The organism is Denitratisoma sp. agr-D3, from assembly GCF_054658675.1.
Map to the genome: position 1 here is coordinate 576,233 of NZ_BAAGIA010000003.1, position 13,237 is coordinate 589,469.

Consider the following 13,237-nt stretch of genomic DNA (forward strand, 5'->3'; position numbering starts at 1 on the left):
TACTCAGCGCCCCTTGAGCAGGGCCGTCAGCACGGGGGGCGTGGCGAGGGTAGTGAGGATCACCATCACCACCACGGCGGAGAACAGGCCTTCGTCCATCACGCCCAACTGCCGCCCCGCCATGGCGAAGATGAGGCCCACCTCGCCCCGGGGCACCATGCCCCAGCCCACCAGCCAGCGCCCGGAACCTCCCGCCGCCAGCCCCGACAAGAGCTTGCCCACGACCCCGGCGGCGGTGATGCCCAAGGCCACCATGAGGGTCTGCGGCTCGGCGAAGGCCCGCAGGTCAACCTGCATGCCGGTCAGGACGAAGAACACCGGAACGAAGAGGTAACCGATGGGCTCGATCATGTGTTCGTGCTGATGGTGGGTGTGGCGCATCAGCACCGCCTTCACTCGCTCCTTCAGGGTCGGGTCGCCACCGGCCAACAGGGGTTCCACGTCGGCCACCACTTGCGGAATACGGAAGTCCTTGAGAAACACCGGTTCGAACAACAGCCCGGCCGCGAACGCGCCGATGATGGGCGCCAGGCCCGCCAGATGGGCCAACCAGGCCAGGAACAAGGCCGTGGCCAGAACCTGGGCGAAAAGCATGCTATGGCCCCGGTCGATGCGGGCCAGCCAGCGGCTGGAATGGGGCGCCACCCAGCGGCCGATGCCAATGCTGCCGGCCAGGAAAACCACGCTCTTGGCGATGATCAACACAATCTCGCCGACACCCACGGTGCCCGCCTGCACCAGGCTGGAAACCACCGCCAGGATCACCAGACCCAGCACGTCATCGATCACCGCCGCCCCCAGCACGATACGGGCGGCCGGCAGATCGAGCTTGCCCAGATCGCGGAAGACCCGACCGGTGATGCCGACGGAAGTCGCAGCCAGGGTGGCACCGAGGAAGAGATAGGTGTTGTGGGACTGCCCCGGCAACAGCAGCGGACCGGCCAGCAACAGGCCGATCAGGAAAGGCGCGGCAACGCCGATCACCGCCACCAGCGAGGCCCGGCCGCCAACCCGCACCAGGTCGGCCAGACGGGTTTCGAGGCCGATCTGCAAGAGCAACACGATCACCCCCAGCTCGGCGATGAAGGCGATGATGGGGTCCTTCGGTATGGCATCGAAAAAAGTCAGCCCCAGGAGGCTGAGGTTGCCCAACACCACCCCCAGCAGCAGTTCGCCCAACACCGCCGGCACCCCCAGCTTCGCGGCCAGGGGGGAAAACAGGCGGGCCGCCATCAGGATCAGAGCCAGCCACAACAGATTGATGCCGACCGTGCCGTCGCCGGCGGCCCAGGCGATGGCGGGCATGCCCAAGGCCAACAGCAGGAGCGGCGTGAAGCCGCCGCGACGCGGCGAAATCGACGCGACCTTAGGCATCGTCTTGCACCAGCAGCCCCAGCTTGCCCGCCAGCCATTTGGTCGTGGTGGCCTGGAGCAGGATGGTGGCCAGGATGGCGATGAAGGTCACCGAAGCGATCAGCTTGGCTTCCGGCGCGCCCAGGCCCACCAGCAAGCCTGCCAGGGCGCCGGGGATCACGCCGGTTTCCCGGGTCCAGCACATGAACAACAGCTCCTTGAACGACCAGCGGGCGCGACGGTCCGGCAAGGCGCAGAGGAAAACCGTGGCGGGACGGGCCACCAGCATGAACACCAGGACCACCGCCACGCCGCCCAGCCAGTACTTGGCCATCAGGCCGAAGTCCACCTGGGTGCCGAGCAGGATGAAAATGAACATGCGCATCACCAGGGCGGTGGTGGCGACGAAGTCCTCCATTTTTTCCTGTTCGCCTTCTTCCATGTCGAAGCCGAACACGTCCTTGTTGCCGATGATGATGCCGAACACGAAAACGGCCATGAAGCCGCTGGCGTGGAGACCATCCGCCCCCAGGTAGGCGCCGATCACCGCCATCAAGGTGACGATGGGCGCGTACTCCTGGAGGAAGGCGTACTTCTCGTGGGCAATCAGCAAGGCCGCCAGATAACCCAACACACCGCCGGCGATAAAGCCGATGCAGGCCTGTTGGGCCAGGTCCAGCAGGGAAGCGCCGAGGGAGAACTCGCCCTGGCCCATGGACAGGCCCAGCACGACGAAGGTGATGATGGCGCCGGTAGCGTCGTTGAAGGCCGACTCGGACATGACCGTCTGGGCCACCCGGTCCTTGATCTTCACCTGCTTGAACACCGGCACCAGGGTGGCCGGATCGGTGGAGGCGATGGTGGAGGCCAGCAGCAGGGCAACGATGAAGGGCAGCGAGAACACGTACCAGGCGGCGGCAGCGGTGATGAAGGCGGTGATCAGCACACCGACGGTGGCCATCAGCACGATGGAAACCCACACCTCCTTGAGCACCTTGAGCCGCAGCGAGGCACCGCCGTCGAACAGGATGTAGCAGGAACCGAAGATCAGGATCAATTGGTTCAGGGCGGAATCGGGCTTGATGTCCACCACACCGCTCACGCCCGGGCCCAGGGCCATGCCCAACAACAGGAAGACGGCCACGTCGGGCACCTTCAGCTTCTGTGCCAAGAGGCCGAAGGCGGTGCCGAAGGCCAGGATCAGGCCGAAGGTGGACAGGACGTGTTTGGCTAATTCGATCGCGGCGGAGGATTCCATCAGGTCGCTTTCACTACAATGGGGGATAGGAAACCCGAATTCTAGCAAGCGCCATACCCACCCTTTTTCGTCGCCGATGCACAACTCCCTGTTTTCCCTGCTGCTGCTCCTGACCGCCGCCGTCGGCGCGGTGTCCGCCACCCGTCGCTTTAACCTGCCCCCGATGCTGGGCTACCTGGCGGTGGGCATCGCCATCGGCCCCCACGGCTTGCGCCTGCTGGCGGAAAGCGAAACGGTGGATACCGTGGCCGAATTCGGCGTGGTCTTCCTCATGTTCTCCATCGGTCTCGAATTCAGCCTGACCCGGCTCAAGGCCATGCGCGGCCTGGTGTTCGGTCTCGGCGGCGCGCAAATGCTGCTGACCACCAGCGTCACGCTGGCGGTGGCACTGGCCGTCGGCCAGCACTGGCGCAGCGGTCTGGCCATGGGCCTGGCCCTGTCCATGTCGTCCACCGCCATCGTCGCCAAGATGCTGTCGGAACGCTTCGAACTCCATTCCCGTTCCGGACGGCAGACCATGGGGGTGCTGCTGTTCCAGGACCTGGCCGTGGTGCCCTGCCTGATCCTGCTGCCGGCGCTGGCCGAGCCGGCGGCGGACATGTTCAACACCCTGGGCGCGGCCTTGCTCCAGGCGGTGCTGGTGCTCACCGTGCTGGTCTGGCTGGGACAACGCCTGATGCAGCCCCTGTTCGACGCCGTGGCCCACCACCGCTCCCAGGAACTGTTCGTGCTCACCATCCTCTGGGTCGTGGTGGGCCTGGCCTACGCCACCGCCCGCAGCGGCCTGTCCCTGGCCCTGGGCGCCTTCGTCGGCGGCATGCTGGTGTCGGAAACCGCCTACCGCCATCAGGTGGAAGCCGACATCCGTCCTTTCCGCGACATCCTGCTCGGGCTGTTCTTCGTCACCGTGGGCATGATGCTCGACCTGCACTTCGTCGCCCTCCACCTGCACCTGCTGGCCCTGACCCTGCTCGCCCTGGTGGCGGGCAAGGGGCTGGTGGTGCTGATCGTCTCCCTGGCCGCCCGCAGCCCGCGCGAGGTGGCCCTGCGCACCGCCGCTCAGTTGGCCCAGGCCGGCGAATTCGGCCTGGTGCTGATCGAGCTGGCCCACGACCAGAAACTGCTCGGCGGCGAAACCTTCCAGGTGGTCACCGCTGCGGCCCTGATCTCCATGTTCCTCGCCCCCTTCCTGATAGCCCAGGCCGCCCGACTGGGCAGCCATCTTGCCCGCAGCCGGGCCAGCAGTCGCGGTGCCAAGGTTGTGGAACAGGTGGCGGCCGAAGGCGGCGCCCTGGACGGCCACGTCATCCTCTGCGGCTACGGTCGCACCGGTGCCCGCATCGCCGACTTCCTCGAAGGGGAGAGCGTGCCCTTCCTGGCCCTGGACGTGGATCCGCGGCGCACGCGGCAAGCGGTGGCGCGAGGACGACGGGTGGTGTTCGGCAACGCCGACCGGGAGGAGATCCTCAAGGCCGCCGGCATCGACCGCGCCCGGGCGGTGGTGATCACCTACCCGGACCAGTCCTCCATCGAGCAGGTGCTGCGGGTGGTACGTCAGCAGCGCCCCGATATTCCCGTGGTGGTGCGCACCCAGGACGAATCCTCGGTGCCGCGCCTGAAGGCGGCCGGCGCCACCGAAGTGGTGCCCGAGGTGCTCGAAGGCAGCCTGATGATCGCGGCAGAAACCCTGTCCCAGTTGGGTATTCCCACCGAGCAGGCATTGATGCGGGTGCGGGCCATCCGCGCCGAACGCTACGCCTCCCTGCGGGAGTACTACCAGCAGGAACGAACCGGCATGATAAAAAGGGGGTTGGCGAAAATCCGGCGCAAGGACGTGGCCGGCAGCACCGACACCCCGGAGGAATCCAAAACATGAAAACCGCATTCCGCCCCCTGGCACTGCTCGCGCTCCTAGCCGCCCTGTGGAGCAGCGGCCTCGCCCTGGCCCAGGAAGCCCTGACCACGGGACAGACCCTCTACCTGCCGATCTATTCCCACCTCTACCACGGCGACCTGGACCGTAGCGGCAAGCCCGGGGAAACCCTGACCTCGGCCCACATCAGCATCCGCAACACGGACGGCGGTGCCAGCCTGCGGGTGGCCTCGGCCCGCTACTACGACACCAACGGCAAGCTGTTGAAGGAATACGTGCCCAGCCCCCGCACCGTGCCGCCCCTGGGTACCCTGGAACTGTTCGTGCCCCATACCGACGTTTCCGGCGGCTCCGGCGCTAATTTCATCATCGTCTGGAACGCCGACGCGGCCATCAATCCGCCCCTGGTCGAGGCCCTGCATGCGGATATCCGGGCCTCCCGCAGCGTGGTGTTCATCACCACCGGCAAGGTACTGAAAAAGTGAAGAAAACTCCCGGCCTCCCGAGATGGCCGGGAACTTCGTTTCACAATGTGATACATTCTGCGCCTCGTGAAACGACGGATGGACAACGTGGCGGGTACTGAAAAAACGACGGAAGCAAAGGGCGGCATCCAGGTCATCGAGCGGATGATGCGCCTGCTGGATGTGCTGTCCTACTACCACGACCCGGTCAGCCTCAAGCAACTGGCCCTGGAAACCGACCTCCATCCCTCCACCGCCCATCGCATCCTGGCCGCCATGGCCGCCTCGGGCTTCGCCGAAAAAGCCGACGGCGGCACCTACCGTCTCGGCATCCGCCTGCTGGAACTCGGCAACCTGGTCAAATCCCGCATCAACATCCGTGACGCCGCCATGCCGCTGATGCAGCAGTTGCACCAACGCCTGGGGGAAAGCATCAACCTCGGGGTGCGCCAGGGCGACGAGATCGTTTACGTGGAACGGACCTCCAGCGGCCGCTCGTCGGTGCGGGTGGTGCACCTGGTGGGCGCCCGGGCGCCCCTGCACGTGACCTCGGTGGGCAAGCTCTACCTGGCCGAGGACAGCGCCGACAGCGTGCGCGATTACGCCCGCCGCACCGGCCTGCCCGGCCCCACGCCCAACTCCATCACCACCCTGCCCGCCCTGGAAAAGGAACTGGACTGGGTGCGCCGCCACGGCGTGGCCTTCGACCGGGAAGAAATCGAGCAGGGCCTGCGCTGCATCGCCGCGCCGGTGCGGGACGACAGCGGCCAGCTAGTGGCGGGCCTGTCCATCTCGGCCCCGAGCGACCGCCACAAACCGGACTGGGCCGCCATCCTCAAGGAAACCGCCGACACCATTTCCGCCGCCATCGGCTACGTCAAGGCGGACTGAGGGCGGTCCACCACCGCCCATGAATGGCGGCGACCCATGAAAAAAGGAGGCGATGCCTCCTTTTTTCATGGTCCCTCGGCGGGCTTATAGACAGTCTTACAGGCTGGCCAGAACGGCGACCGGATCCACCGCGTCCACCTGGCCGGGGTCCAGGAAGCGATGGGCGTAGTGCAGGTAGATTTTTTCCTGCATGAAAATCTGGAACAGGTCGGGATCGATATGGCCGTTGCGGGCGAAGGCCGCCAGGATGTTCACCGCCTGGGAAACCTTCATCGCCGCCTTGTAGGGACGGTCCCGCGCGGTCAGGGCCTCGAAGATGTCGGCGATACCCATGATGCGGGCCTGGACCGACATCTGGTCGCGGGTGAGACCCTTCGGATAGCCCTTGCCGTCCATGCGCTCGTGGTGGCCGCCGGCGAATTCCGGCACGTTGCGCAGATGCTTGGGCCAGGGCAGTTGCTCCAGCATCTTGATGGTGGCGACGATGTGGTAATTGATGACTTCCCGTTCCTTGGCGGTGAGGGTGCCGGCGCGAATCGACAGGTTCTCGATCTCGTCGACGGACAGGAAATCCGCTTCCGCCCCGGCCGGATTGCGCCACTGGTAAGCCTTGGCGATTCGCCGCACCCGGTCCTGATCCTCGTCCTTCATGGTCTCGCCACCGATGTTGCAACGGCGCAGGAAGGCGCGGTCGTCCTCCAGTTGGCGCAGGGTCGCCTCCAACTCCACCTGAATGGCGGCCTTGGCTTGTGCATCGGTGGGGTCGGGCAGGTCGGCCTGACGACGCAGGGCCGCGATCTCCGCGTCCCGCTTAATCACCTCGAAACGGGTGTCGAGCAGATGAATACGGTCGAACAGGGTTTCCAGCTTGGTCGCCTTGTCCACCACGTGAACAGGCGTGGTGACCTTGCCGCAGTCGTGCAGCATGCTGGCAATCTTGAGTTCGTAACGATCCCGCTCCGACATGGCGAAATCCGCCAGGGGGCCCTGCTCCGTGCGGTTGACCGCATCGGCCAGCATCAAGGTGAGTTCCGGGACCCGCTGGCAGTGGCCGGCGGTATAGGGGGACTTTTCATCGATGGCCAGGTTGATGAGGCCGATGAAGGATTCGAACAGCGTCTCCAACTGGCTGATGAGCTGCCGGTTGGTGAGGGCGATGGCAGCCTGGGAAGCCAGGGACTCGGCCAGGCGCTGATCGCCCGGGGAAAAGGCCTGTACCTGGCCCGTGGCCGGATCGACGGCGTTGATCAATTGCAGGACGCCGATGAGTTCGTTCTCGTGATTGCGCAGGGGCACGGTGAGAAAGGACTTGGAGGCGTAGCCGGTTTTCTGGTCGAAGCGGCGGGTGCCGGAAAAATCGAAACCGGCGGCGGCATAGACGTCGGCGATGTTGACGGTGCAGCCATGCAGGGCGGCATAGGCCGCCACCGTGGCGTCATTGGGCCGGCCGCTCTCGTCGTAGAGGGGCACGTCGGGCAGCTTGATGGGGTTGCCCGTGGTGCCGCCCAGGGCCAAGCCCAGGGAGTCCGTGCGCATGATCTCGAAGCGCAGGTGGTTGCGGTCTTCGGTCAGACCGTAGAGCGTGCCGCCATCGGCCCGGGTGATGTCCTTGGCCGCCAGCAGGATGCCTTCCAGCAGACGCTGGATGTCCCGTTCCTGGGACAACGCGGTTCCCACCGCGTTGAGCATCTCCAAACGGCGGAACAGGTCGTCGGCATTGTCCATGTCGGTGCTGGAGGTGTGGTCTCGCGGCAAGGGATTATTTGATGCAGACGGCCCGCACCTGTTTGACGTCGGTGATGCCTTGCAGACACTTTTCCAGGCCGTCCATCTTCAGGGTCAACATGCCATCCTCCAGGGCCTGGGCGAACAACTCGGCCACCCGCGCGTGTTCCTGGATCAATTTTTTGGTGGCGTCGGTGCCCAGCATCAGCTCGTGCAGGCCGACACGGCCCTTGTAGCCGGTGCCGCCGCACTCGGGGCAGCCCACGGCCCGGTAGAGGGTCAGCTTGCCGTCGTCGCCGTAGTCGTTCACCAGGCGGCGGTAGACGTTCTCGTAGGCGGCCTTGCCGTCGCGCTTGAAGGTCGCCGTGTTGAGCAGCTCGTTGCAGTACTCGGCCATGAACAGCTTCACTTCCTCCGCGTCGGGGACGTAAGCTTCCTTGCACTTGCTGCACAGGCGCTTGGCCAAGCGCTGGGCCAGGACGCCCAGCAGGGCATCGGCGAAGTTGAAGGGGTCCATGCCCATGTCCAGCAGACGGATGATGGATTCCGGCGCGCTGTTGGTGTGCAAGGTGGCGAACACCAAGTGCCCGGTCAGGGAGGCCTCGATGCCGATGCTGGTGGTTTCGGCATCCCGCATTTCCCCCACCATGATGATGTCCGGATCGGCCCGGAGGAAGGCTTTCATCACCGTGGCGAAGTCCATCACCTTCTTGTTCACCTGAACCTGGCGCAGGCCCTTCTGGGTGATTTCCACCGGATCCTCGGCGGTCCAGATCTTGGTGTCCGGCGTATTGAGATAGCCCAGCACCGAGTGCAGGGTGGTGGTCTTGCCGGAACCGGTGGGACCGCAGACGAAGAACAGACCGTAGGGCTTGCTCACCGCCGATTTGAGCTTTTCCAGATTGCGCGGCAGCACACCCAGCTTGTCGATGGGGATGGGTTCGCCTGCGGCGAGGATCCGCATCACGACATCCTCCACCCCGCCGGTGGAAGGAATGGTCGCCACCCGCAACTCGATGTCAAGGGGGCCGAACTTCTTGAACTTGATCTTGCCGTCCTGGGGCTTGCGCCGCTCGGCGATGTCCAGGTCGCACATGATCTTGATCCGGGCGACGATAGCGTTGCGGTAGACCGCGGGCACCTCGATGTACTTGGCCAGGGAGCCGTCCTTGCGGAAGCGGATCAACACCTTGTCCTTGCCGATGCCCGGCTCAATGTGGATATCGGAAGCGCCCTGCTGGTAGGCATCGACAATGATCTTGTTCACCAGCTTGACCAGCTCGTTATCGGCGGCGGCGGAAACGTCGTCGTCGGTGGACTCGAAGCCATCGCCGTCGCCCTCGTCGAGGCTGGAGAGCAGGTCGCCGACGGAAGTTTCGTCCATGGCCGGGCCGCTGGGGCCGAACAGTTGGTCCAAGGTTTCCTTGAACTCATGGGCGGTGGTGACGCGGTAGACGATCTTGCGCCGGGGAAAGACGTTGCTCACCACCCGCGAGCCCTTCACCTGTTCGGGATCGAGGCACAAGACGACGATGCCCTCCTGACTGTCGTCGATGGGCGCCCACTGGTACTGGGCCAGATACTCGCGTTTCAGATTCTTGAGCAAGTCCACCGGCTTGACCCGATCGGACTTGAACGGCTCGTAGGGCACGTTGAAGAACTTGGACAGGGCGGCGCCCAGGGCCGGCAATTGCACCTGGTAGTGGCTGGCAAGGACCACTTCGATATTGCAGTTTTCCTTGCGGGCGGCACGCTTGGCCTGTTCTAGTTCGTCGGCGCCAATGACGGCGTCGGCCACCAGGAAGTCGTACTTCGACCGGGCGATCTGGGCTGGTTTGTTGCGCTGGGTAAAGGCAATGGCCAGGGTTTCGCAAAGCCCCTTGACGCCCTCTTCCGCCACCTGGATGAAGGGCGTGTCGGCCTTGTTGTTGATGATCTGCACCACCCCCAACAACTCGCCGCCGACATGGTCAACGATGGGCGCCACCAGCATCTGCTTGGTCCGGTAACCGGTCTTGGCATCCACCTCCTGGAGAAAGCGCAGGCTGGGGTGGATTTTCTTGAGTTCTTTTTCGTCGTAAACGTCGCTGATGTTGATGATGCGCTTGGACAGGGCGACGTAGCCGGCGATGCTCTGGTCGGTGATGGGCAGGCGCAGGTCCTTGAAGGAATTGAGCCCCGTCTTGACCTTGGAGATGATGGAGGCCTTGTCGTCACCGACGGCGTAGATGGTCAAGCGGTCCGCGTTGAACAGGCTACAGATGTCCTGGGACAACTCCAGCATGATCTCGTCGATGTTGGAGGTCGCATGGATTTTGTTGGTGACCGATTGCAGGCTCTTGAAAAACGCCAGCCGGCTGACCACATCCGCCTGTCCGGCACCGTCCGCCGGATTGGCCGGTATTGCGCTCATTGTTGCTCCCCCTCTGCGTGCCGACTGCCCTTCATGCCCATTATTATGCCCGCCGCCCCGGCCCCGGGCCGGACACCCAGGCGCCGGGCCAAACAGAGGCACTCCCCTCGGCAATCCGAGGTCATTGGGCGCTCCTCGTGGCAGGGCTTATTTTGTTTCAAACGTCGTGACTCCATCCCAGCCGTCCCCCGGCGGATCCTGCCGCAGATGGGCGATTCTCTCCAGGTAGAGCTGGTAGAGATAGCGTGGATTATCCCCTGTCAGGCGGCGCAATAAAGTTTCGGCCTGATCCCACTGTTGGGCGCGGTAAGCGTTCAAGGCCTGCGCCCAGCAAGCGAGCTCCTCCAGTTCGGCCGCAGCCACTTGCCCTTGGAATCCCAGGGGTTCGTAAATGCCCACCGGCTCTTCTTTGCCTTTCACCCGCACCCGATCCAACTCGCGGAATACCGCTATGTCCAACAGCAATTGGCGCGTGGTTTCACCGACGATGATGCCGACGCCGTATTGTTTGGTGATGCCCTCCAGGCGCGAGCCCAGGTTTACCGCATCGCCCATGACCGTGTAGGCCTTGCGCACCGGCGAACCCATGTCGCCGACGGTCATCACCCCGGTATTAATGCCGACACCGATCTTCAATTCCGGCCAGCCGCGCGCCACCAGGTGACGGTTCAAATCGACCAGGGCTTGCTGCATGGCCAGCGCCGTCGCCACCGCACGCTTGGCGTGCTGGGGATCCTCCATTGGCGCTCCCCAGAATGCCATGATGGCGTCGCCGATGTATTTATCCAGGGTGCCCTTTTGATCGCGGATAACGGCCGTCATGGCCCCCAGGTATTCATTCATCAGGGTGGCCAATTGATCCGGCGCCAGGCCTTCGGAAATCGTGGTGAAACCCCGCACGTCGGAAAACAGCACGGTCAATTCGGCCTTGCGTCCGTCCATGCTGTAGCCCTTCGGATTACGGGCCATTTCTTCCACCAACTCCGGTGGAACGTATTGTCCGAACAGTTCGGTGAACTGGCGCTTGGTGCGGGACTCGACAAAGTAACCCCACGCCATGTTGAGGCCATAGAGCAAGGCCACCAAGACCAAGCCGTTCGCCAGCGGCAGGACCATGCCGCTGTTCCAGAAAGACAGATTGACGCCGATCAGCGCCGCCGCAATGCCGGCCGCCGCGAGGCTGGCCTTGAGCGGACTCAACTGCGGCAACAGGAATATCATGGCCACTGCCGCCAGCAGCACCGACAACAAGTCGGCCCCGAGCACGTAGGCGGGCTTGTGTTTCAAGTTGCCGTTGAGGATGCCAGCCACCAAGTTGGCATGCACCTCGACACCGGGGTACACATTGCCCACGGGCGTTACCCGCAAATCCATCAAGCCGGGCGAGCTGGCACCGATCAACACGATTTTTCCCGCCAACTGGCTCGCCGGTGTACGTCCCGCCAGGACATCGGCCATGGGGATGTAGCGGAAGCTGCCGCGATAGCCGCGATAGGGCACCAGGGTGGCGCCGTTCTCGTCGACGGGAATGCGCAGCAGGCCACGATCGGAGGGAAGGTCCAACCACTCCATCGAACCAAAGCTGCGGGGATCGGCATCGTCGGGATAGCCGGGGAAGACCGTGGGTACGTCCAATAGTCGCCGCACCATGGCCAGGGCCAGGGACTCATAATAAGCGCCATGGTATTCGGCCAGCAGCGGCACCCGGCGCGTGGTGCCGTCAAAATCCACCAGGGCATCGAAATGGCCGGCGGCCCCGGCGGCTTGCTGGAACCGCTCCAGATTGGCGCCGTAACCCGACCAGGAAGAAATCGCCGTACTCCCCTCGGGGATGGCCCCTGCAGGCACCACCGGCGCGGGCAAGGCGCCACTCGTGTGGACTTCGTCCTGATTCGAGAAGTAGTAACCGAGGACGACGGGACGCTTGGCCAAGGCGGCCGCGAAGCGGGCATCGTAATCAAGCCGTGGCCGCAGGCTGTTCAGAAGCGCCTGGAAGGCCTCGTTATCCTTCAGGTCCTTGCTCGCCAAGCGATTGAGGGAACCCATGCCCGAACTATCGTCGGGCTCGGCAAAGACCACGTCGAAACCCACCACGGCGACCTTGTACTGATCGAACAAGCGGTCCATCAGTTTCGCCAGCTTATCCCGGCCCCATGGCCAGCGGCCCACTTCCGCCAAGGATTTTTCATCAATGTCGACGATCACCACCTTGTCGTCGATACCGCCTGGCAAGGTCAACCGTACCTTGGCGTCATAGGCAATAGCATCCAGATGACTAATGAGGGGAATGCGATAGAGTTGGACCGAGTGCCCCAGGAGTACCAAGGCAATGGCACAGCCCAGGCAATAGCGGATCCAATGCTGATTCAAGGAGAGTCTCACGGTCGGCGACGGTCAGGCACGTTTCAGAAAAAATGCCATTTTGACGCCCGCTAACTCGATCACATCCCGATCCTGAAGGGGGTGGGCTTTGGTATCGAGCATCGTCCCGTTGACGATGGGGAATGTGGTCCCTTCGACATGAGTAATGAAGTAGCCCAGAGGCTGGCGAGTAATCGCCGCCACTTGAAGACCGGTCTTGCCCAAGGTCGTCAAGGGTTTGACCAGGGCCAACTCCCGACCGTGAGCGCCACCACTCAACACCTGGATGACGCCCAAGGGCATTGCCTGGTCTTGGCTGGTAGCAGCGGACACTTCGACGGGCGGACGCTGACCCATGGGAGGAACGCCTCCCCCTGGGACATCGGCCTCCTCACTTGTCCGCGTCGCAGCAGACGGCATTAGAGATGGCGCATTAGCCACGCTAGCCCGCATCATGTCCGGGCGCAGCACCATTGTTTTTTCAAAATCCTGCGTCTGTTGAACAGGAACATCATTGATGTACTTGAGACGGTACTTACCCAACTCGATGACATCGTTGGGCTGAAGGAAGTGTTTCTGGATCTGCTTGCCATTCACGTAAGTACCGTTCGTGCTGGCCAGATCCTCCAGAAAGGAATCGTTCAGAATGGTCACGATGGCGGCGTGTTCGCCAGAAATCGCCAGATTATCGATTTGGATGTCGTTATGAGGCTTGCGACCGATGGTGACCCGCTCTTTGACGAGCGGAATCTCCTTCAACGTCAGACCATCCATACTCAAAATGAGCTTCGCCATCGCACTTTCCTTGAAATCCCCATCAGACCACCGCATTTGCCACATCATGTGGAGGCATGGCTATTGGTTATAGAGCTTACCAACAATAAACCTTAGAAAACATG

9 protein-coding genes are annotated in these 13,237 nt (G+C 63.4%); 3 read left to right on the top strand and 6 right to left on the bottom strand.

Annotated features, from left to right (window positions below):
* Positions 1-3: 3 nt before the first annotated feature.
* Positions 4-1,374, bottom strand: coding sequence for a cation:proton antiporter (locus tag ACYQ2U_RS11320; RefSeq protein WP_459950475.1), 1,371 nt, complete (start codon positions 1,372-1,374; stop codon positions 4-6).
* A complete protein-coding gene (locus ACYQ2U_RS11325; protein ID WP_459950476.1) occupies positions 1,367-2,611 on the bottom strand; it encodes a cation:proton antiporter in 1,245 nt (414 codons plus the stop codon). Before ACYQ2U_RS11325 ends, ACYQ2U_RS11320 begins: the two co-directional genes overlap by 8 nt.
* Before the next feature lie 76 nt (positions 2,612-2,687).
* Here ACYQ2U_RS11325 and ACYQ2U_RS11330 point away from each other — a divergent pair, with 76 nt between their 5' ends.
* The 3 genes from ACYQ2U_RS11330 (at position 2,688) to ACYQ2U_RS11340 (ending at position 5,839) form a co-directional block, all read left to right on the top strand.
* The gene (locus tag ACYQ2U_RS11330; RefSeq protein WP_459950477.1) at positions 2,688-4,487 is read left to right on the top strand and encodes a cation:proton antiporter; all 1,800 of its coding nucleotides are present in this window, start codon (positions 2,688-2,690) and stop codon (positions 4,485-4,487) included.
* The gene (locus ACYQ2U_RS11335) at positions 4,484-4,969 is read left to right on the top strand and encodes a DUF3124 domain-containing protein (protein ID WP_459950478.1); all 486 of its coding nucleotides are present in this window, start codon (positions 4,484-4,486) and stop codon (positions 4,967-4,969) included. Before ACYQ2U_RS11330 ends, ACYQ2U_RS11335 begins: the two co-directional genes overlap by 4 nt.
* Before the next feature lie 87 nt (positions 4,970-5,056).
* Positions 5,057-5,839 carry an IclR family transcriptional regulator gene (locus ACYQ2U_RS11340; protein WP_459950479.1) on the top strand — a complete coding sequence of 261 codons (783 nt, stop codon included), beginning with the start codon at positions 5,057-5,059 and terminating at the stop codon, positions 5,837-5,839.
* Positions 5,840-5,935: 96 nt separating this feature from the next.
* Here the strand turns inward: ACYQ2U_RS11340 and ACYQ2U_RS11345 are convergent, their stop codons facing one another.
* From ACYQ2U_RS11345 to ACYQ2U_RS11360, 4 genes are all read right to left on the bottom strand, one after another.
* Complete coding sequence (locus ACYQ2U_RS11345; RefSeq protein ID WP_459950568.1) at positions 5,936-7,564, bottom strand: HD domain-containing phosphohydrolase; 1,629 nt, start codon at positions 7,562-7,564, stop codon at positions 5,936-5,938.
* Positions 7,565-7,598: 34 nt separating this feature from the next.
* A complete protein-coding gene (locus ACYQ2U_RS11350) occupies positions 7,599-9,977 on the bottom strand; it encodes an ATPase, T2SS/T4P/T4SS family (RefSeq protein WP_459950480.1) in 2,379 nt (792 codons plus the stop codon).
* 147 nt (positions 9,978-10,124) lie between these two features.
* The gene (locus ACYQ2U_RS11355; protein ID WP_459950481.1) at positions 10,125-12,347 is read right to left on the bottom strand and encodes a CHASE2 domain-containing protein; all 2,223 of its coding nucleotides are present in this window, start codon (positions 12,345-12,347) and stop codon (positions 10,125-10,127) included.
* 24 nt (positions 12,348-12,371) lie between these two features.
* Complete coding sequence (locus ACYQ2U_RS11360; RefSeq protein ID WP_459950482.1) at positions 12,372-13,133, bottom strand: FHA domain-containing protein; 762 nt, start codon at positions 13,131-13,133, stop codon at positions 12,372-12,374.
* Positions 13,134-13,237: the final 104 nt, after the last annotated feature.

Excerpts from the sequence above, each read along its gene's own strand:
- ACYQ2U_RS11325 (WP_459950476.1), bottom strand. The coding sequence starts at position 2,611 with ATGGAATCCTCCGCCGCGATCGAATTAGCCAAACACGTCCTGTCCACC.
- ACYQ2U_RS11350 (WP_459950480.1), bottom strand. The coding sequence starts at position 9,977 with ATGAGCGCAATACCGGCCAATCCGGCGGACGGTGCCGGACAGGCGGAT.
- ACYQ2U_RS11345 (WP_459950568.1), bottom strand. The coding sequence starts at position 7,564 with ATGGACAATGCCGACGACCTGTTCCGCCGTTTGGAGATGCTCAACGCG.
- ACYQ2U_RS11330 (WP_459950477.1), top strand. The coding sequence starts at position 2,688 with ATGCACAACTCCCTGTTTTCCCTGCTGCTGCTCCTGACCGCCGCCGTC.
- ACYQ2U_RS11335 (WP_459950478.1), top strand. The coding sequence starts at position 4,484 with ATGAAAACCGCATTCCGCCCCCTGGCACTGCTCGCGCTCCTAGCCGCC.
- ACYQ2U_RS11320 (WP_459950475.1), bottom strand. The coding sequence starts at position 1,374 with ATGCCTAAGGTCGCGTCGATTTCGCCGCGTCGCGGCGGCTTCACGCCG.
- ACYQ2U_RS11360 (WP_459950482.1), bottom strand. The coding sequence starts at position 13,133 with ATGGCGAAGCTCATTTTGAGTATGGATGGTCTGACGTTGAAGGAGATT.